This window comes from Paenibacillus lycopersici, from assembly GCF_010119935.1.
Taxonomy (GTDB): Bacteria; Bacillota; Bacilli; order Paenibacillales; family Paenibacillaceae; genus Paenibacillus_Z; species Paenibacillus_Z lycopersici.
Genome location: NZ_CP048209.1, coordinates 3,793,542 through 3,812,772 on the forward strand (window position 1 = coordinate 3,793,542; position 19,231 = coordinate 3,812,772).

Genomic DNA, 19,231 nt, shown 5'->3' on the forward strand with positions numbered 1-19,231 from the left:
ATTTTTGGCGCATGCGAAAAAAAGTGAAACAGCGATAAATTCGACCAGTCCTCTCTTGTCCGGTAATCAAGCGCTGGCGTTTGCCGCGGTCATGATTCACGAGCATTAGGTGCCCTGCGGCTTAACTCCGAGCAAGCGTCGTAAGCAGCACTATATTCTGGAACGCCAATAAGCCGCGTCGCGCACCGTGAAGTGCGTTAAGCGGCCTTGTTAATCCGATTCCAATCGCGTTAACGCGTTAGTCGGTTCATTCAAGCGTTGAAGTTATTCAAGCGTTCGTTCGGTTATCTCGCCTATGTCATGGAGGAGATTATCCGTCTTCATATCGCTCCGCGCGCTGCCGGATCGCTTCCATCACTTCGATCGACTGCTGCGAGGAGCGCAAGTCGTCCTGGAGCGAATGCCCCTGCTGCAGCCCGTCCAGGAAGCTCGCATTCTCATCGTAGAATCCGAAAGCTTCCAGCCAATCGCCTTCCGCCTGATCGACTTCTTCCCTGCCTCGGTCGGCATACTTCAGACTCGCTGTTGGACCGGCGCCTTCCTGCAGCGGCAGCCGCAGCTCGCACGAGAATCCTTCGCCCCGCACGGTCACCTTCTCCACGGCGATGCCGGAATACGGATAACAGAGCAGCTGGACGCGAACGCCGTTCTTGAACCTGCCGTCGGCGATCATATTAACGACGCCCGGCCCGGCTTCCGGGAGCTCGTCATATCGGAACCGCAGCTCGGCGTAGTCCGAGCCCGCGATGAATTTGGCCGCATCAACGGCATGGATGGCGGTCGTGGAGAAATCCGCATCTTTCCGATCGATGCGAATCATCTCGTACGTCAAGCTGTATATGCGTCTGCCCCGGGACGCGTTCAAGATGGCGGCCAGCTTGCGCGTCAGCGGGGCGAAGCGCCGGTTGAACGCGACGCGATGCGGAATGCCGAGCTCGGCCGCCCGCTGCCGGAGCAGCCTCGTCTCCGCCGCGTCGATGCCCGGCGGCTTCTCCAGGAAGACGGGAATGCCCGCTTCCATCGCCTGCAGCGCCAGCGATGCGGTATGTTCGACGGACACGACGATCCATACCGCGTCCAGCTCCTCTTCCGCGAGCATCCGCGCGAAGTCCGTATATGCGCGCGCGAAACCGAACGCCGTTCGGAACGATTCGGCCGCTTCGGCGTCGACGTCGCAGCACGCGGCCAGGAAGAGATTGCCCGTAGCTTCCCGATAGCGCGTCAAGCAGCGGCCGTGCGTCGCTCTGGAATGCCAGCCGCAGCCGACGAGTCCGATTCGTATCATATGCCGCACCTCCAATCGGTATCCGCATGCGATTTCAGACGGATGGCAAGCGAACCGTCCGCTTCCGTCCGCTGCGCGCACGCCCATTGCACCGGCTTGAAGACGCCGGGCTTCATCTCGAGCCGGAGCGACAGCCGGACCTCTATGTCCCGCCAGTGCTGCGGCAGAGTAAGCGAAGCCATGCCCACCTTGCCGGGAACCGGGCTGCCTTTGTCCAATTTCCCGCGCAATGATGTCGTCCCGTCGGTCGCTTCCAGCCATAAGGCGCCCGGAACGCCGGAGACGCCGTCGTTCGCCAGCGCGATGACGAGCTCGTCGGTGCCGATCCGCTTGCGCTGCCAGATCCATGCGGGCCTCAGCCGGTAACCGAGCCGGCGGCGCAGCGTCTCGATGGCGTGCGGGTAGCGCTCGTGATAGCGGGCAATCGCCTCCGCCTCCGTCCACAGCCCCCAGTAGTTGCCGCCGATATCGAGCGCATGCAGCATGGAATTGGCGATGACGTCGACGTTCGCGCTGTCGAACTTCAATTGATCCAGCTTGAAATGCCGGTAATAACCGTCTTCGACGACCGCGGCCGTCCAAGGCGCGCGGTTCGCGATAATCTCGATCTGCTCCGGCTCGTCGAGGATGATGCTGTCCGTGCGGACCCAGCAATCCTCGCTCATCGCGTATGCGCGAACGGTCCGGTTGCCCGTCTGGCTGATATCCGGCTGGGTATTCACCGCGATCGGCGTCTTCCGCCATCGTTCCACCTGCTCCCGGGTCATCGCCATGAACGTATGCTCGGCAGCCGCATAATCGGGGAACGGGTTCTTCAGGTCGCCCGTATGCCCCTCGCCCCAGAAGCCGTACATCATCAAATCCATGAATTCGATGCGCGGATCGCCGTCGAACCGCTCCGCCAGCAGCCCGTTCAGTTCCCGGAACGCGGCCCGGAACGCCGGATGATCGTAGCGCGGCTCCCAATAATCGTAGTCCTGCCCCTCGAAACGCCCGATGTTGACCAGCGGCACTTGGCCGATCAGGAAGTCCGGCATGGCCAGCCGCTCCGGCTGCGGATTCGGACTCGACAGCTGAACGCGGAACGCAACCCGCAGTCCGTGCCGCTCGGCGGCTTGCAGCGTCGCCTCCCAGATCGGATGCAGGTTCAAGCGCCCCGGCTCTGTCTGAACATGCCGCCAATCGCAGCGGATGTACAGCACATCCACGAACGGCAGCTTCGCCAATCGTTCCACATGCTCCTCGATCGTTTCGTTGCCGCTTCGTGCTTGGAGCGACGGTCCGTTCTCCTCCCAGGCATAAGCGATGAGCCCCATGCCCGGATTGCGAACCGGCTCCGCTGACGGCGTCGCCATATATATCGTGAACCAGCCGTCATCCTGTTCAATCTGAAACGGTCCTTGATACAAGCGGCCCAAATCAACCGTCTCTCTGCTTGCCCCTGATTCCATCCCGGCGTTCAACTCCCCCACTGGTATTAGCGGCTTGCGGACCGGCTTGCGGTTCAATGGTGAGCTTGCATGTGCGTGCTCGCATGCCGTGTTCTCATGCTCAACTTACCGGATTCCGCCGCATTTTGCTATCGCCGGATTTTCGACTCGTTCATCTTTTTTGCGATTATCGCCTTTCGCGTTCCATATAAAAAAAGCGGCAACTTGCGCTGCGCTCGGTGTCGATAAAGTCCAGCGGCTGACGCTTCCTCGGTATAACAGAAGAAATCGCTTGGATCATCGGCTTAAATCCGGCTGGACAGCAGCACGGCCGTCGAAGCAAGGTAGCGGACAAGAGATGCGTTATTAGCCAAGTTTCCTTGTCTTTCCGCGTGCTTGCGGACAGGAGATGCGCTATTTCAACCTACATGCAGACATTCGGTGCTTTCCAGGGGGCAATAACGAATCCTGTGTCCGGTCTCCAGCCCAAAACACCGATTTCCATACAAACAAAGGATCCTGTGTCCGTTGCAAAAAAAAAGGGGGGTATCTCGTCAGGCGATACGACTTCATATATGTTCCCGGCAGCCTGAACGCTGCGCTCGGTAAAATTTGAAACAATGCCGTCTGCATGCTTCTAGTATGTTAATGCGGCAAACGCCGGATGAGGCGCATGTCTGCCGCCCGGAGGCTAAACTTCTTGGACGGCTTCGGCTGCCTGGGCGTACTCCGTACGCAGCCGATCCACGTACCGGTCGAAATGAACGGTCTCCCCCGTCAATCGCGATTGTTCGGCGGCGAAGACGAGCAGATGGCTGCGCGCGGATTCCATGCCGTTGCTGACCCCTTCGCTCTGCGTCTCCACCTGGCGCACGAAGCTCTGCATCAGCAGCGTATCCGCGCCGCTATGTCCGCCTTCCTGCTCCTCGGGGCGGATGATTTCCGTTCGGCCGGAGAAGTGGCGGATTTCGATTTCGTTCTGCTCCGTATGGCCGATCAGCTCGGCCTTGGTGCCCATGATCTTGAACGAACGGCTCGTCTCGCGGGTGAACGCGGTCATCGTGAACGCTACCGTGACGTCGTTGTCGAACTGCAGAGTGACGACCTGGTGATCGACGACGTCATTGTCGCAGCGGTACACGCATCTGCCGTACGGGCCTTCCCGCAGCGCTTTCAGGCGCGCATCGAGCGTCGGCTCCAGCGAGACGACCTTCTGCGGCCAGGCGTCCTTCTCGTTCAAATACCATTTCAAGGCGGAGTATGGACATTCGTGCTCGACCTTGCAGCCGTCCGTGCAGCGATCCGTCGAGCCTTCCGGCGCGTTCTCTTCCCGGAAATGCGACAGGCTGCCGAACGACGAGACGCTCGTGCAGCTCGCGCCGACGATCCAATTCAAATAATCGAGGTCATGGCAGCATTTCTGCAGCAGCATCGGACTGGATTCCGCCGTATTGCGCCAGTTGCCCCGCACGAAGCTGTGCGCCTGATGCCAATACCCGACGTTCTCGATCCATTGAATCGTCATCATCCGGCCGATCGCCCCTTGATCGAGCAGCTGCTTGACCGCCCGGAAGAAGCCGGAGTACCGCATGCTGTGGCATATCGTTAATATCCGGTCGCGCCGCTTCGCTTCCTCGGCCATCAGCAGCGCCTCCTTCGGATCGGGCGACATCGGCTTCTCCAGCAGGATGTGGTAGCCCGCTTCCAGCGCCTTCATCGTCGGCCTGAAATGCCCCTTGTCCATCGTGCAGATGAGCAGCGCTTCGCAGAGCTTGGGCTGCGCGAGCAGCTGCTCCCAGCTGCCGAATTGCAGCTCTGGCGCAATGCCGTACATCTCCGCGAACTTGCGCCGCCGCTCCTCGTTCGGTTCCGCGACGGCGACGAATTTGATTTCGTTCGGCCGCTTAAGCGCATACGATCCTAAATCGAACATTCCCCGGCTTCCTGCGCCGATTACGGCTGCATGAATCATGGCGATCGCCTCCATTTATTCGATTGCTTGCAGTATCTCATCTCAAGCCGTCAAGCTGAGCCGGATGATTGCCTACGCTACTCGCGGTCCGTGATGACGCCCGTTACCTGATCGTACGGCACGATCGTGAACAGCGCGGTCCGCTCTTGCTTGGCTTGGTCGAACACCGCGTATACCTCCGCCGCGCGCGCGATCAGCAGCTGGGCGATGCGCGCCTCCAGCTCGGAATGCGTCGTGAAGCCATGCTCGCGCGATGCGCCGTCCACGCCGAGAAACATCTTCGTGATGTTTAGTTTCTCGATGATGCTTTCGGCCAGCGGCCCGATCAGCTCCGAGCTCTTATGGCGCATGACGCCGCCGGTGACGACCACCTGCACGCCTTCGGCGTCGATCAGCTCGTTGGCGATGTTGACCGCGTTCGTAACGACCGTCAGGCTGCGGCGGTTCTTGAGCGCGCGGGCGATCAGGAACGTCGTCGTGCCCCCTGTGAGGCATACGACGTCGCCTTCCTTCACGAGCGCCGCCGCCGCGGCCGCGATGCGTTCCTTGCCCGCGAGGTTGACGAATCGCTTGTCGGCGAAAGCAAGCTCCGCGTTCCTGCCGCCGTTCTCGTCGTAGACCGCTCCGCCCAGCGTGCGGATGATGTGATTCGACCGCTCGAGCACCTCCAGGTCGCGCCGTACGGTCGCGACGGAGCTGTCCGTTGCCTGCACCAGCTCCTCGACGGTCGCTTTGCCGCCTTCTTTGATTCGTTCAAGCATTTTCGTTCTGCGTAGCTCTGCTTTGGACTGCATGACATTGCTTCCTTCCTGAATTAACGATTCACGATGTTCGCGGCCTTCCCGACGCAGCCGCACAGCTCCATCTTCTCCATGGCAAGCCGCTTGACGGCTTCTTTCGCCGGGACCATGTATTTGCGCGGGTCGTTCTCGTCCGGCAGCCGGCCGAATACCTGCTTGATCGCGTCGGAGAAGGCGATCCGCAACTCGGTGGCGATATTCATCTTCGCCATCCCGAGCGATACCGCCTGCCTCACCTGGTCGGCCGGGATGCCCGAGCCGCCGTGCAGCACGAGGGGGGCCGATACCAGATCCGCGATCCGCGCGATCCGGGCGAAATCGATGTTCGGCGTGCCTTTATAGATTCCGTGCGCCGTACCGATCGCCGGCGCAAGCGTATGCACGCCGGTCCGCGCCATGAATGCCGCGCATTCGTCGGGATCGGCCAGCAGCGCGTCGCGCTCGTCGACGACGATATCGTCCTCCACGCCGCCGACCTTGCCAAGCTCCGCTTCCACGTTCACGCCCGCGGCGGCCGCGGCGGCCATGACTTGCGCGGTGCGCGCGACGTTCTCCTCGAACGGATACATGGAAGCGTCGATCATGACCGACGTATAGCCGGCGCGGATGCATCTGACGATTAAATCGTAGTCTGTGCAATGGTCGAGATGGAGCGCGACCGGCGTGCCGGTTCGCTTGGCGGCGACGGCCGCGGCGGCCGCGATGTAATCCGGGCCGAGATGATTGACCGTTCCGACGGTGGACTGAATAATGAGCGGCGACTGCGTTTCCGCTGCCGCCTCCGCGACCGCCTGCAGCATTTCCAGCGTGTGGACGTTAAAGGCGGCGACCGCATACTTCCCTTCCCTGGCGGCCTGGAGCATTTCGGTAGAAGCTTGCAACGACATCGTCATCCTACCCTTCTCATCGTTTCTGCGAATGCGTCTGCGGTTCGAAACATAGCTGATATCGTAATCATACCGAGTGAATTTGATCTTTACAATCATTTCTTGAGTTATACGATCAAATATTGATTGCCGTCATCACGTATACCGTCTATGATAAGGGCAGAACCAGCGGAACCGCCATAATAAGGAGGATGAATCATGAGCTTGACGTACGAGGAAATCAAGGCGCAATATACCGCACTGAAGCAAACGTTCGATTATCTGTTATCGCAGCGCAGCCAGATTGCCGATTTCTTCCGCGCGCATGCCGGCAGCTCCGTCGCCTTCGTCGGCTGCGGGTCCAGCTATGCCATCAGCGAATCGGGCGCCTTCTCGATGCGCCTGCGCGCGAAGCGCCGCGCGATTGCGCTCGCCGGCGGCGATCTTATGCTGAACGCGGACGGCTACGTCCCCCTGCTGGCGGATGCGGTGCTGATCGCTCCTTCCCGTTCCGGCGCCACGAGCGAAATCGTCGAGGCGATCCGGCTTGCGAAGCAGCGGGCGCCCGTTCCGGTCCTGGCCGTCGTCTGCGTGCCCGACTCCCCGGTTTCGGCCATGGCGGATTTGACGTTGACGCTGCCCTGGGCGTTCGACCGCAGCGTCTGCCAGACGCGCACAGTCGCGAATCTGTACGCGGCGAACCTCATGCTCGCGGCCTTCATCGGCGAAGATGAGACCGTCATCGACCAGCTCGCCCTCGTCATCGCGCAAGGCGAGGCTTACATGAACCGAGTCGAAGCCCAAATCCGGGAAGCCGGCGATTTCGACTGGACGAACGTCGTGCTCCTGGCCGACGGCGAAGTGCACGGCCTCGCCGCGGAAGGCGCGATTGCCTTGACCGAGATCGCCAAGGCGCAAGCCCACGCGTTCCACGTGCTGGATGTCCGCCACGGTCCGATGGTGACCGTAGGCCCGGATACGCTCGTCATCGCCCATCTTACGAGCCGGCAGCCCGAGCAGCAGCGCAAGCTGCTGCAGGACATTCGCAGCCGCGGCGCGAAAGTGATCGCCTTCGGCGATGCGTCCGCGAACCTGTCGCCGGATGATGCCGAGCTCGTCATTCAGACGGAATCGGAGCTGTCGCTGCCTGTCCAAGGCATCCCGTTCCTCTTCATCCCGCAGATCGTCGCGCTGGGCCGCGCCGAACGGATGGGCATCAATCCGGATGAACCGGAAGGGTTGACGGCATGGGTGAAGCTATAGCCGCACATCACTACAGCAGCGCATGCAGAACAGCGGCAGTCTTGGACGAGGCGTTCGGTCCGAAATTGCCGCTGTTGGCTTATCCGATGATCTTTACGAGCACGATAGGTCTCCCTTATTCCCAGATGCGATTCTCGTATTGATGTTTATGGTAGATCGAATTCGATATCAGTCCGGCTGCATAAACCCGATCCCGCCTAAAAACGCTTCCATCCTCAAGGTCGTTTCGTTATAAGGCTTATTGTCATGCCATCCGTAGTTAAAGAATCCGTGCCCCATGCCTTCATAGGTAATGAAAGCGATGTCGTTGCCTTCCTCCTGCATGAGCGCGGTGAATCGTTTATTCTGAGGATATAGCTCGTCGGACGTCCCGCACATCCATAATGTCGGCGGAAGGCATTGCTTGCAATGATGTATCGGCGATAATCGAAGCGCCAGATCTTGCATCTCAGGAAACAGCCGCCCCATAATATCCACGCCGTCCATGCCGGCAGCCAGCACGATCAGCGCATTCGGATGATAATCCACCGCTTGATCGTCGTTGATATCGTCGAACATCAGCGCGGAAACCGCAGTATAACCGCCGGCAGACGCGCCGCACATTACGATGCGTTCGGGATTGACCCCAAGCTCCTCCGCATGGCGACGTACCCAGGCAATCGCGGATTTCGCGTCGCAGATCGCTTGAATCGGGGTGAAGCCCTCATCATGTCCGTTCCGATAATCGACGCACACCGCAACGACGCCCTGCGATGAGAAATACTGCGCCTGATGCTGGAACTGAGCCGGCGTCAAAGGTCCTTTCTTGAAACTCCCACCGTTGAAAAACAATACAGCCGTTCGGCCGCTCGCCGTCTCGCCGGAATCGAAGATGAACAGCTTCAGTTTCCGTTCTCCAATGACTTTATAGACCCGTTCTTTGGCAGGAAAATCGAAATGGATCTCTCGCATAGTTCCCCTCCCCAGGCACGCCATAAGTTAGCGCTGCCATCAATGAGCTTCAGCTTCTCGCCAACCGGTTCCGTCAAACGTTGAACAGCTCCGGTATGTACGCATCACGCACCAAATCGCGAAACTCCGGATCAATCCGATCATGCTCGCCGCTGTTCAGCCATTCAAACCTGAACACGGCCCCATCGTCTCCGCCGCTGCCGGTAACGACATGTTCCCACCGCTCCGGCAATTTCATCGTCGGCACAAGCAGGTAATCATGTCTTACCACGTAAGCGGCGATGTATGGTTTATAGTAGTTCTGTACGCCCAGCTTACGGACGATCGTCAGGCCCGTCAACCCGGATTCTTCTCTAATTTCGCGCAACAAAGCCGCCTCCGGCTCTTCCCCCGCCTCGACCTTGCCGCCGACGAATCGGTACGGCACGCCAGGATCGCTCAAATAACCGAGTAGCTGATGCTGGCCGGATTCGCTGGAACGCATGATAAACCCGACCGCTTTCTGGACATGCCCTGCTTCCGGATTCATGGGGTCCTCCTTGCTCAAATGCCCGTTCTCCGTCGTCATGGATTCGGCGGAAGGCGGCGGAAGGGTAACAGGTTCTTTCCGCTGGTCTTCTAAATATTACCACACGAAGACGGATCATACCTAGTCTGACTTTTACGATTTCCGGCATCTGCAAGCCCTTATTCACGAACGCAACAAACTTCGCCCAAGCAAACGAGCAAAGACAGATAGCCTTTCGCCTTATAGAAGGCGCTTTGGAAGAAAAAACGAATCAACTCTTGGCAGTGCGGGCAGCTTGAACCGCAATTCACGGGCAGTTCCGGCGGCGTCCCGCAGAGCGCCGTCGGGCGGCGTTCATGCGGCAAAGCTGCCAAAACCGGTCTTTTCAATCGGCTTTTGGGGCCGATTGCCAGCTCAAAACGCCGATTTCGATACTAATAACGGGTTCTCCGTCCGCACGACCTATGAAGGTTGTCCGGTCGGGGCAATTTGAAGCTTCGCTTCGTACTCGACCGAAGCAGCGGCAAACGTTCGATCTCTATCATCATACGTATTACCTGGTGGCTGATGGTCACCTATGTGGCAGCCTATTTCCTTCTCGGACTTTCGTTAGCGTTCAAACGCCCCGCAGTAAAATCCCAATTGCTTGGCATTTCAGTGCGGGGCGTACCCAAGCCAGACTTTGTCATCCTAAGCAAGGACCGTCAGCCATTGCTCTCATTCCTTGCGCATGTCTCCATGCCATCTTCCTTGCGCCGCCTGAAGCACTAGTCGGTCGAAGGCTCCAACCGGCATTCTTCCAGCTTGAGCAGCTTCGTCTTGTATTTCCACTTGTAGCCGAGCCACACCGCCAGGAACAGCGGAATGCCGACGTAAGAAGCGACGAGCAGCATCCAATCCGCTTGACCGTCGGAGAAGGCGCTCACGCTCTGACCGATAATGACGACCATGCACATGACGAAGGCCAGAATCGGACCGATCGGGAACCAGCGGGAACGGTATGGAAGATCTTGCGGATGGCGGCCCTGGGCGACGTACGCTTGGCGGAACCGGTAATGGCTGATCGCGATGCCGAGCCATGCGATGAATCCGGACATGCCCGAAGCGTTGAGCAGCCAGATGTACACTTGCCCGTCGCCGAAGAAGGAGGCCAGGAAAGCCAGCATGCCGAGCGCCGCGGTCGCAAGCAGCGCGTTGACCGGAATGCCGCGCTTGTTAAGCTTCGCGAACAGCCGCGGCGCTTTGCCTTCCTTCGCGAGCACCCATAGCATCCGGGTCGAAGCGTACATGCCGGAGTTGCCCGCGGACAGCACCGAGCTCAAGATGACCGCGTTCATGACGGAGGCGGCAACGCTGAGACCGGCTTTCTCGAAAACAATCGTGAACGGGCTGGCGGCAACGCTGTCGCTTGCCAACGTATCCGTCGTGAACGGAATGAGCATGCCGACGACGAAGATCGCCAAGATGTAGAACAGCAGAATCCGCCAGAAGACGCTGCGGATCGCGCGCGGCACGTTCCGGCGCGGATTCTCGGATTCGCCGGCCGCAATGCCGACGAGCTCCGTACCCTGGAACGAGAAGCCGGCCGCCATGCAGACGCCGAGGACGGCCAGCCACCCGCCCGAGATCGGCGCATCGCCGGCGGTGAAATTGCTGAAGCCGACCGCGCCGCCTTTCCAGATGCCGACGATCATCAGCAAGCCGATGCCGATGAACACGATAACCGTAATGATTTTGATCATGGCAAACCAATATTCCGACTCGCCGTAGCCTTTGACGGACAACAAGTTCAGACCGACCATCAAGGCGAGGAACAGTGCGCTCCATAGGAACGACGGGCTGTCCGGCAGCCAGAACCTGATGATGAGCGTCGCCGCCGACAATTCGGCCGCGATCGTAATCGCCCAGTTATACCAATAGTTCCATCCGAGCGCGAAGCCCAAGGACGGATCCACGAATTTCGTCGCATACGTGCTGAATGTGCCGGAGACCGGCATATAGGTAGCCATTTCGCCCAAGCTCGTAACCAGGAAATATACCATGATGCCGATAATGAAATAGCCAAGCAGCGCGCCCCCCGGCCCGGCGTCATGAATCGCACTGCCGCTCGCGAGGAACAAGCCCGTCCCGATCGAGCCGCCAAGCGAAATCATCGTCATATGCCGGGACTTCAAACCTCTGCGCAGCTTATTCGTGTTGTCTTTCACGTTCTGTACGACCCCTTTGCTATTCTCTGCGGATTCTTGTTGAAATATTGCCCGAAAAACACAAAAAAACCGCCTTCTTCAGCAATAAGCAAGGCAGCTTCTACTCCCCCATTTATCCGATCAAGATAGCACAACATACTGTTCTTCGATCAACAGCATGACAGTTCCGCCCCTTATCGGGAACGACCCCAGCCGGCGCGGTCAGCAAACCGTGCGGCTTCGGCGATGGCGCCTTTCCATCGGAATCGACAGTCTCTGCTGGACTTCCTCCGACGTACTCTTCAACATCGCGACCTCTACCTCATCCGACACGATGAGGGTTCGCGTATTCAATTGCAACAACAGTATCCAATCATATCGGCTCGCCGGGTGAAAAGCAATGGCATTTTCTAACACCACCCCCGCCGCCAACGAGAAGAAGGACAGCGTCGTCCGCTGTCCCTCAATTCGCTCGTATGATGGGTACTGCGCCTGGATGAATCCTTACGCGATAGATCAGTTCGGCGCGGCGGCGTCTTGGAAGTGGCCGCGCGGTTTCTTGCCGCTCCACCGCTCGTCGACTTGCTCCAGCGAGGACTGATACCGCGTATCGACGCTGATCCGGTAGTGGTTCGTCGTGTTCTCGAGCGAGCAATGCATCAGGTACATGCCGAAAATGAGCACGTCGCCTGCTTTGAATTCCGTCGTCGCCCATTTGCCGCCGAATTTATTCGTAATGACGAGCGGATCGTCCGTATAATGGCCGATTCCGTCGCGGTCGGAATCTTTGGACCCGTATGACTGCTTCAGCTCTTCGAAGCGGTGCGAGCCGAGGCACAACGCCAATCCGCCCTTCGCGTAGTCGACATCCCCGATCGGCGACCAGACCGTATAGAGATTCTTCGTTCCGCGGCCCATGTAGACGATATCGTAATGCGCGCCGGTATAATCGCCTTTGCCGACGGCCCGAAGCCACTTGTAATGATACGTCAGCGACTGTTCGCCCAGAAACCGATCGAAGAAGCGCATGATCCGCTCGCCGTTCAGCACGTTCAACAATTCCGGCAAGTCTTCGTTCGTGCCGCCCAGGAACAAGGTTTTGCTGCCGTCCGCCATAATGCCTTCTTCCAGCAGCGTGTCGCGATCGAGCTTGCCCATTTTATCCATCTTCTTCAATACGGCCTGTCTGGCGGCCAGCACTTCGTCGCGGTCGTGGAGCCCGCGCAGCAGCAAATAACCGTCCTCCCGCATTCGGGCCCGCAGCGCGTCGAAATCATGCATAATATCGTTCGAATCCCTTAATTCATCCAGATGCGGTCCGCCAAGCTCCAGCTCGCGATTGCCTACTTTCAGTAACATCAGCGCTCTCTCCTTCGTGATCCATCGTCTTATGGTTTCATTGTAAACGCTGTCGCTTCGTTCCGACATGGAACGATTTCACTGAAACATGTATAATCATACTAACCTGATTGGACGGAGGAGGCGGCAAAAGAATTGGCTTACATGAATATCCCATACTTGCTTGACGATGGATTCGCGATTCCGGCCTTCCGGTTCCGGTCGATTTGGAAAGTGCAAGCTAACGATAGCTATCAGGTTACGAATGCACAAGGGTTCGAATGGCCGGGCATCTTCGTTACTTACGAGGGCAAAGGGGTTCTCAAGCTTGCGGATGCGAGCAGCGACCTGCATGCGGGTACCTATATAATCGTCCCGAATGGCGTGCCATGCGTTTATCAGTGCCTGGACGGCGATTGGAAATTCTATTTCCTCCACTTCGATCCGCTGGACATGCCGCATCAGCTCGAGATGCCGACCGGCAAACCGGTGACCACCGCCAACATGCCCGAAGCGATCCGCTTGTGCGAACGATTGATCGACAGCCTGATCGTCCGCCCCGTCGGTTACGGGATCTCGGTTCATCTATGCGCCCAAGAGCTGCTGCTGTTACTGGCCCGGGAGCAAGCCGCATACGGACAGAGCCGCCACCCCGAGCTGGACGACATCTTGTATTACATGCACCAGCATATCGGCCGTCCGGTACCGATCGATGCATTTGTCCGGCAAAGCGGCCTGTCGCGCACGGTCTTCTACGCCCGTTTCCGCGATCGGACCGGCATGTCGCCGAATCGCTACATGCAGGAGCTCAAGCTGTCTTCGGCGAAAGCATCGCTGGAGACGACAAGCCTGTCGATCAAAGAAATCGCCGCGTCGCTCCAGTTCTACGATGAATTTCATTTCTCCAAGCTGTTCAAGCAGCGGTACGGCGCGTCGCCCCGGGATTACCGGCAGCGGTTGAAGCAGCCTCAGAGCGAGGGGGATGACGCATGACGCATCCATACCGAAGCGGCTGGCCCGTATGCACACACGATGAAGGAGCTTCCCAATGGAGATGCGAAAGGACCTCGCAATCCACTGCAAAGTGGCAAGCGAGGTCCTTGGTTTCCATGCGATGACAACATAACGTGAGGCTTGAGAGGTCGGGAATTGACTTTGCGATCGGCTCCCAGGCTTTCGAGAATTCCTTCGAGTTCCTTCCACGAGATAGATTGCCGGAATAGCAATTTTATCGGCCTTTATACCGGTCTGGGACGGGTAAAGTTGCCTGAATAGCAACGGCAGGTGTGTGAGACTCTTAGCAAGGCTACTGAGAAATTCACAGCTCTGCATCGTCAGTCTCCATGATTTCTTTCCCAGAGGCAGGAATTCATAGCTCCACACCCGCGAACTCACCTGAATTCCTCCCTATGGGAAGGAATTTGAAGCTCAATGCTTCTAAATCACCAGAAATTCCTTCCCGAAGGAAGGAATTCGTAGCTACTCGGCGCGAAATCCCGAGAATTCCTTCCTATAGGCAGGAATTCTCAGCTCCGCGCCGCGAAACTTCAGAGACTTGCCAAGATCCTCACACAGCTACTGCAGATATAGCAAAAGTTGCCATTCGGGCAACTTATCCCGCCTAAGACTTGCAAAAATGCCGGTAAAGTTGCCGTTCGGGCAGCTTTATCCGCCGCAGACCTGCATAAGTGTCGATAAAGTTGCCATTCGGACAACTTTATCCGCTGCAGACCTGCATAAGTGTCGTTAAAGTTGTCATACGGGCAGCTTTGCCCGCCGAAGACCTGCATAAGTGTCGATAAAGTTGTCATTCGGGCAGCTTTGCCCGCCGAAGACGGTCGTGAAAAGCCGCGAAACTTTTCCCAGAGGTAGGAATTCGCAGCCTCACGTGGAGCAAAGCGGCAAAATCCTTCCCAAAGGCAGGAATTCATAGCTTCACACCGCGAAATCACCAGGCTCTTTGCAAAGCTACTGGTACGAGGAGGGAAAGTTGCTCGAACAGCAACTTTTCCGGCATTTTGCCGGTCCATGGCTGGAAAAGTTGCTCGAACAGCAACTTTATCGGCATTTTTACCGGTCCGTGGCTGGAAAAGTTGCTCGAACAGCAACTTTTCCGGCATTTTGCCGGTCCATGGCTGGAAAAGTTGCTCGAACAGCAACTTTATCGGCATTTTTACCGGTCCGTGGCTGGAAAAGTTGCTCGAACAGCAACTTTATCGGCATTATCACCGATCAGAGGCTGGAAAAGTTGCTCGAACAGCAACTTTACCGACATTTGCCGATCCGTGGCGGGAAAAATCGCCCGAACAACAACTTTACCGACATTATTGTGGGTTTGACGCGCTGAGGCAGGTGTGTAAGGTTCTGTACAAGGCTACTGCGAAATCACCAGAATTCCTTCCCACAGGAAGGAATTCGTAGCTCCGTGCCGCGTGCCGCCATATTCCGCGAAATCCATTTCATTCTTCCTCGTTTCCGAACGCCAGCCAATTGAAGCTAGCCGAAACGAGGCTTCCATCTTATAACGCTGCGCAGAGCTCGGCGACGAATGCCTCCAAGCCGCGCTGGTCGACTTCGTCGAAGCGGTCGAGCTCGGGGCTGTCGATGTCGAGCACGCCAAGCAGTTCTCCGTCTACCAGCAGCGGAATGACGATCTCCGACCGCGAGGCGGCATCGCAGGCGATATGCCCCGGGAACGCATGCACGTTCGGCACGCGTACGGTCGCCCGGTCGCTTGCGGACTTGCCGCATACGCCGCGGGACAGCGGAATGCGCACGCACGCAGGCAGACCTTGGAACGGACCGAGCACAAGCTCGCCGTCTTTATACAGATAAAAGCCGACCCAATTGATCCGATCGAGAAATTGATTCAGCAGCGCCGAGGCGTTCGACAGGTTGGCGATGCGGTCCGATTCGCCGTCCAGCAGCGCCTTCAATTGTTGAACGACGAGCTCGTAGTTCTGCTCGCGCGTGCCTTGGTAATGTGCTTGATGAAACATAAGCATGCAGCTCCTTTATCCGATGATAGTCGTGGTGTCGAATCTTTTTTGCACCGTGCGCAGCGCTCGCGCGCGGTGGAGTGGTGCATGAAGGCGGTCAGCCAACATGCTAACGATCCATTCATGGTGCTACATTGTTAATTTCGCGGTACATCATCGCTATGCGGCGATCGCATATTCGCAACAATCTCATTCGACAAGCCGGTTCAGCAAATCATCCGTAATGAGGATATCTTCCTTCGTCACCCGATCAATGCGAAAATGCCCGGCCAGCTCGCTTGCGCGGACAGGCTCGAACTTGCCGATCAGCCCCGATACGGCGGCCAGCCAGCCGACGACCTTCTCGGGGGCGATACCGGAGCCGCGAAGCGCCGCGAGCGACAGCGCGCCATGCCGCTTGGCCAGCCGTTTGCCGTCGCTGCCGTACATCAGCGGCACATGCGCGAATCGCGGCGGCGCCCAGCCGAGCGCCTCGTAGAGCTGCAGCTGGCGAGGCGTGGAATCAAGCAAGTCTTCGCCGCGCAGCACGTCGGTTATGCCCATCGCGGCATCGTCGACGACGACGGCGAGCTGGTAGCTGATCATCCCGTCCGCGCGTTTCACGACGAAATCCCCGCCTGCCGCCGGCGGGAACGTCTGCGGCCCGGCTGCGAGATCGTCGAAGCGGACGGATTCGGCCGCGTCGACGGCGAACCGAAGCGAAGGCATCTTGAGCGATCGGCGCTCCGCCCGCTGCTGCGGCGTAAGCAAGCGGCAAGTGCCGGGATAGGCCGGCCCCTCGCTGCCGAGTCCGTGCGGCGCGCTGGCGACGGCGGCAAGCTCGGCTCGGCTGCAATAGCATTCATAAAGCCTGCCGGAGCGTTCCAATGCGGCGAGCGCTTCTTCGTACATGCCGATGCGTTCGCTCTGCGTGTACGGCGCATAGGCTCCGCCGACATCCGGTCCCTCGTCCCAGTCCAGTCCCAGCCAGCGCAGATCGGCAAGCGCCTGCTCCGCCAGCTCGGTCCTCGAGCGCGTCAGATCGACGTCTTCCATCCGCATCACGAACGCTCCGCCCGCGCTGCGCGCCTGCAGCCAGGCAAGCAGCGCGGTTCTGGCGTTGCCGATATGCATGAGCCCCGACGGCGTCGGGGCGAAACGTCCTCTCATCGCGGGCAGCGATCCCCTTCCTATGCAAAAATGAGCAGGAATCAAGCTCCTGCTCAAGCAACATTCATATGGAATGGCGGAGCCGACGGGATTCGAACCCGCGGTCTCCTGCGTGACAGGCAGGCATGTTAGGCCTCTACACCACGGCTCCGCGTCATAAGACAAGCAGAATCATACCATGCCGGCTTGCCCGCGCGCAATCTATTTTATGAAATAAACGACAATTTGGGCGGCTCGGCCTCAGGCGACCTATGGGGCATGTACGACTTATAACAATAATGTTATCGATCCGATAAGTTTTATTCATTATATTAATTCGAACCGGCGGAGTAACATGGTGGGTACAGATAAAATTAGGAGTTGAACGAACATGCAGCAGCTTTCGCGTCAGCGAACCATCCTTTACCTTGCTTTTCTCGTCGTCGTCTGGGGCGTCAATTGGCCGTTATCCAAGTCCGCGCTGCAGTTCGCCCCGCCGCTTCTGTTCGCGGGCTTGCGGACGCTGATCGGCGGAATCATCCTCATCGCGATCGCCCTCCCCACTTACAAACGCATCCGGCTGCGGGACAACTGGCCCATCTACCTGATCTCGTCCGTGCTCAATATCATCCTCTACTACGGGCTGCAAACCGTCGGTCTGAAGTATCTGCCGGCCGGTTTGTTCTCTTCCATCGTCTTCCTGCAGCCCGTCCTGCTCGGCATCTTCTCCTGGCTGTGGCTCGGGGAGCTCATGTACGGCCTGAAAATCATCGGCCTCCTGCTCGGCTTCCTCGGCGTCGGCGTCATCAGCGTCAGCGGAGGATCCGGCGAATTCTCGCTCGCAGGGGTCCTGCTTGCGATCGGCAGCGCGATCAGCTGGGCGCTCGGGACGATATATATGAAGAAGAACGCGGCCCGGACGGACACGGTCTGGGTGGTCGCGCTGCAAATAACGATCGGAGGCGTCGCCCTGCTGTTGTCGGGATCGGCGTACGAGCAATGGTCGGCAATCGATTGGAACCTGTCGTTCGTATCGAACCTGCTGTTCATCTCGGTCTTCGTCATCGCCCTCGGCTGGCTCGTCTACTTCAAGCTCGTCGGTTCCGGCGAAGCGAGCAAGGTCGGTTCTTTCACCTTCCTTATCCCGCTCATCGCCATTCTGTTCAGCGTCGCGTTCATGGGCGAGACCATCACGCTCAAGCTCGTCGCCGGCTTGCTGCTCATTGTCGCCAGCATCGTCATCGTGAATACGAAGCCGAAGCTGCTTCGCTCGCGGGATACCGCCAATCCTGCCGCTCCGGTCGGATCTGCCGCCAATCGATAAAAGCAGGTGTCCTTAATTACGATTGCCCTTGTATAATGGATCTATATCCAAGCCGTCGAAAGGAAGCGATCCGTTATGAGCGCCATCGAACCCGATCTCGCCGCGCTTCACCCGCAGGAAACGCTGGACGCGCTGCGGGATTTTCGCTTCCCGCCTTATATTTCGCTTGCGCATATTTTCCATGCCCCCGATGACTGGGGCTTCTCGAACCGGACACTGAAACAGTACGCGCTCAACTACGTCATCGACGGCAAAGGCGAATTCGCCATTGAAGGCAGCGCGCATCAGGTCGCCAAAGGAGACGTGTTCTTCTATCGGCCGTATGAAACGCATGGCTTGCGGGCGCTGCCGGGACGTCCTTTCCTATCGATTACCGTCGTGTTTCACTTCGCGGATATGCCGTTCCCGCTGGAGGATGCGTTCGCGGGCCTGCATATGCTCGGCCGCTTCAACGGCCGCGCCGTCGAGCATCAATTCGCCGAGCTTGTCGCCAAATACCGGCTTCCGGGCGTGGAGAATCGGCTTGCATGCCAATCGCTGCTGCTCGCCATCCTGGCCCGCGTCGCCCGCCCTGCCGGCAATGCCGCAGCCGGCGCAACCGGCCAGCGCAGCAACGTGGCGCGGCTGATGCAGGTCAAGAACCATATCGAGCGCCGGCTCGATCAACCGCTCGACGTGCCCGAGCTGGAGCGGCTGACCGGGCTGACGTGGAACTACCTGATCGCGGAATTCCGGAGAGCGTTCGGCACGACGCCGATGCAGTTCCTGATCTGGGCGCGCATCTCCAAAGCCAAGGAATTGGCGCTTCAGACGGCGCTCTCCTATGGCGAAATCGCCGAGCAGGTCGGTTATAACGATGTTCACGCCTTCGGCAAAATGTTCAAGAAGAAAACCGGCATGAGCCTGACCGGCTTCTGCTCCGCGCTCTGCGTGACCGACCACCGGAACCAGTGGCCGATGAAAGATTAGCTGGCGGCGAAAACGGCAGAGCTCGCCGCTTGACCCGCCTTTCGCTATATTGGATACCGATTCCTGCATTCGGACTGCTTACTTTTGCCGGCCTCGCTTCTATAATGGAAGCGAATATACGGCGGAAGGAAGGTCAGCAATGAATAATCCACTGCAGCATCCTACCAATACTCCCATCAATACTCCCAACAAGACTCTAACCAATACACCCA

Annotated in this window: 16 protein-coding genes, 1 tRNA gene and 1 riboswitch; of the genes, 5 read left to right on the forward strand and 12 right to left on the reverse strand. The window is 58.4% G+C overall.

Annotation, left to right across the window (positions count from 1 at the left end; translation table 11 throughout):
* Nucleotides 1-310: 310 nt before the first annotated feature.
* From GXP70_RS16680 to GXP70_RS16700, 5 genes are all read right to left on the reverse strand, one after another.
* Nucleotides 311-1,285, reverse strand: coding sequence for a Gfo/Idh/MocA family protein (locus tag GXP70_RS16680; protein WP_162357872.1), 975 nt, complete (start codon nucleotides 1,283-1,285; stop codon nucleotides 311-313).
* Entirely contained in the window at nucleotides 1,282-2,736 is a 1,455-nt protein-coding gene (locus GXP70_RS16685; protein WP_162357873.1) for a hypothetical protein, read from the reverse strand. The genes GXP70_RS16680 and GXP70_RS16685 overlap by 4 nt, the downstream gene beginning before the upstream one ends.
* A 670-nt stretch (nucleotides 2,737-3,406) precedes the next feature.
* Entirely contained in the window at nucleotides 3,407-4,687 is a 1,281-nt protein-coding gene (locus GXP70_RS16690) for a Gfo/Idh/MocA family protein (RefSeq protein WP_162357874.1), read from the reverse strand.
* 77 nt (nucleotides 4,688-4,764) lie between these two features.
* Nucleotides 4,765-5,481 (reverse strand): DeoR/GlpR family DNA-binding transcription regulator, encoded by a 717-nt coding sequence (locus GXP70_RS16695; protein WP_162357875.1) that lies wholly within the window; start codon nucleotides 5,479-5,481, stop codon nucleotides 4,765-4,767.
* 20 nt (nucleotides 5,482-5,501) lie between these two features.
* A complete protein-coding gene (locus GXP70_RS16700; protein WP_162360518.1) occupies nucleotides 5,502-6,374 on the reverse strand; it encodes a class II fructose-bisphosphate aldolase in 873 nt (290 codons plus the stop codon).
* 198 nt (nucleotides 6,375-6,572) lie between these two features.
* On the opposite strand from GXP70_RS16700, the gene GXP70_RS16705 reads away from it, so the two are divergent.
* A complete protein-coding gene (locus GXP70_RS16705; protein ID WP_162357876.1) occupies nucleotides 6,573-7,616 on the forward strand; it encodes an SIS domain-containing protein in 1,044 nt (347 codons plus the stop codon).
* A 168-nt stretch (nucleotides 7,617-7,784) separates the two neighbouring features.
* Here GXP70_RS16705 and GXP70_RS16710 read toward each other — a convergent pair whose 3' ends face one another.
* From GXP70_RS16710 to GXP70_RS16725, 4 genes are all read right to left on the reverse strand, one after another.
* A complete protein-coding gene (locus GXP70_RS16710) occupies nucleotides 7,785-8,567 on the reverse strand; it encodes an alpha/beta hydrolase (RefSeq protein ID WP_162357877.1) in 783 nt (260 codons plus the stop codon).
* Nucleotides 8,568-8,640: 73 nt separating this feature from the next.
* Nucleotides 8,641-9,096 carry an NUDIX domain-containing protein gene (locus tag GXP70_RS16715; protein WP_162357878.1) on the reverse strand — a complete coding sequence of 152 codons (456 nt, stop codon included), beginning with the start codon at nucleotides 9,094-9,096 and terminating at the stop codon, nucleotides 8,641-8,643.
* 746 nt (nucleotides 9,097-9,842) lie between these two features.
* A complete protein-coding gene (locus GXP70_RS16720; RefSeq protein ID WP_162360519.1) occupies nucleotides 9,843-11,234 on the reverse strand; it encodes an amino acid permease in 1,392 nt (463 codons plus the stop codon).
* A gap of 166 nt (nucleotides 11,235-11,400) precedes the next feature.
* A riboswitch (Lysine riboswitch) is annotated at nucleotides 11,401-11,589 on the reverse strand.
* Between the two features lie 188 nt (nucleotides 11,590-11,777).
* Nucleotides 11,778-12,620, reverse strand: a complete 843-nt coding sequence (locus GXP70_RS16725) for a phytanoyl-CoA dioxygenase family protein (protein ID WP_162357879.1) — start codon at nucleotides 12,618-12,620, stop codon at nucleotides 11,778-11,780.
* 144 nt (nucleotides 12,621-12,764) lie between these two features.
* On the opposite strand from GXP70_RS16725, the gene GXP70_RS16730 reads away from it, so the two are divergent.
* On the forward strand, nucleotides 12,765-13,592 hold the full coding sequence (locus tag GXP70_RS16730) for an AraC family transcriptional regulator (RefSeq protein ID WP_225442871.1): 828 nt from the start codon (nucleotides 12,765-12,767) through the stop codon (nucleotides 13,590-13,592).
* A 997-nt stretch (nucleotides 13,593-14,589) separates the two neighbouring features.
* Nucleotides 14,590-14,946 (forward strand): hypothetical protein, encoded by a 357-nt coding sequence (locus GXP70_RS16735; protein WP_162357881.1) that lies wholly within the window; start codon nucleotides 14,590-14,592, stop codon nucleotides 14,944-14,946.
* A gap of 172 nt (nucleotides 14,947-15,118) precedes the next feature.
* Here the strand turns inward: GXP70_RS16735 and GXP70_RS16740 are convergent, their stop codons facing one another.
* The 3 genes from GXP70_RS16740 to GXP70_RS16750 all read right to left on the reverse strand — a co-directional run bounded on the left by GXP70_RS16740 (nucleotide 15,119) and on the right by GXP70_RS16750 (nucleotide 16,898).
* On the reverse strand, nucleotides 15,119-15,598 hold the full coding sequence (locus GXP70_RS16740; protein ID WP_162357882.1) for a GAF domain-containing protein: 480 nt from the start codon (nucleotides 15,596-15,598) through the stop codon (nucleotides 15,119-15,121).
* Between the two features lie 189 nt (nucleotides 15,599-15,787).
* Entirely contained in the window at nucleotides 15,788-16,747 is a 960-nt protein-coding gene (gene gluQRS, locus GXP70_RS16745; protein ID WP_162357883.1) for a tRNA glutamyl-Q(34) synthetase GluQRS, read from the reverse strand.
* 74 nt (nucleotides 16,748-16,821) lie between these two features.
* Nucleotides 16,822-16,898: transfer RNA gene (locus GXP70_RS16750), tRNA-Asp, on the reverse strand.
* Between the two features lie 219 nt (nucleotides 16,899-17,117).
* On the opposite strand from GXP70_RS16750, the gene GXP70_RS16755 reads away from it, so the two are divergent.
* Nucleotides 17,118-18,050 carry a DMT family transporter gene (locus GXP70_RS16755; RefSeq protein ID WP_162357884.1) on the forward strand — a complete coding sequence of 311 codons (933 nt, stop codon included), beginning with the start codon at nucleotides 17,118-17,120 and terminating at the stop codon, nucleotides 18,048-18,050.
* Between the two features lie 75 nt (nucleotides 18,051-18,125).
* On the forward strand, nucleotides 18,126-19,019 hold the full coding sequence (locus GXP70_RS16760; RefSeq protein ID WP_162357885.1) for an AraC family transcriptional regulator: 894 nt from the start codon (nucleotides 18,126-18,128) through the stop codon (nucleotides 19,017-19,019).
* Nucleotides 19,020-19,231 lie beyond the last annotated feature (212 nt).

What these genes read in the sequence shown, in the direction of transcription:
- GXP70_RS16755 (WP_162357884.1), top strand. Translation starts at nt 17,118, where the DNA reads ATGCAGCAGCTTTCGCGTCAGCGAACCATCCTTTACCTTGCTTTTCTC.
- GXP70_RS16760 (WP_162357885.1), top strand. Translation starts at nt 18,126, where the DNA reads ATGAGCGCCATCGAACCCGATCTCGCCGCGCTTCACCCGCAGGAAACG.
- GXP70_RS16740 (WP_162357882.1), bottom strand. Translation starts at nt 15,598, where the DNA reads ATGTTTCATCAAGCACATTACCAAGGCACGCGCGAGCAGAACTACGAG.
- GXP70_RS16710 (WP_162357877.1), bottom strand. Translation starts at nt 8,567, where the DNA reads ATGCGAGAGATCCATTTCGATTTTCCTGCCAAAGAACGGGTCTATAAA.
- GXP70_RS16705 (WP_162357876.1), top strand. Translation starts at nt 6,573, where the DNA reads ATGAGCTTGACGTACGAGGAAATCAAGGCGCAATATACCGCACTGAAG.
- GXP70_RS16700 (WP_162360518.1), bottom strand. Translation starts at nt 6,374, where the DNA reads ATGTCGTTGCAAGCTTCTACCGAAATGCTCCAGGCCGCCAGGGAAGGG.
- GXP70_RS16695 (WP_162357875.1), bottom strand. Translation starts at nt 5,481, where the DNA reads ATGCAGTCCAAAGCAGAGCTACGCAGAACGAAAATGCTTGAACGAATC.
- GXP70_RS16690 (WP_162357874.1), bottom strand. Translation starts at nt 4,687, where the DNA reads ATGATTCATGCAGCCGTAATCGGCGCAGGAAGCCGGGGAATGTTCGAT.
- GXP70_RS16685 (WP_162357873.1), bottom strand. Translation starts at nt 2,736, where the DNA reads ATGGAATCAGGGGCAAGCAGAGAGACGGTTGATTTGGGCCGCTTGTAT.
- GXP70_RS16680 (WP_162357872.1), bottom strand. Translation starts at nt 1,285, where the DNA reads ATGATACGAATCGGACTCGTCGGCTGCGGCTGGCATTCCAGAGCGACG.
- gluQRS (WP_162357883.1), bottom strand. Translation starts at nt 16,747, where the DNA reads ATGAGAGGACGTTTCGCCCCGACGCCGTCGGGGCTCATGCATATCGGC.
- GXP70_RS16715 (WP_162357878.1), bottom strand. Translation starts at nt 9,096, where the DNA reads ATGAATCCGGAAGCAGGGCATGTCCAGAAAGCGGTCGGGTTTATCATG.
- GXP70_RS16720 (WP_162360519.1), bottom strand. Translation starts at nt 11,234, where the DNA reads ATGACGATGATTTCGCTTGGCGGCTCGATCGGGACGGGCTTGTTCCTC.
- GXP70_RS16725 (WP_162357879.1), bottom strand. Translation starts at nt 12,620, where the DNA reads ATGTTACTGAAAGTAGGCAATCGCGAGCTGGAGCTTGGCGGACCGCAT.
- GXP70_RS16730 (WP_225442871.1), top strand. Translation starts at nt 12,765, where the DNA reads ATGAATATCCCATACTTGCTTGACGATGGATTCGCGATTCCGGCCTTC.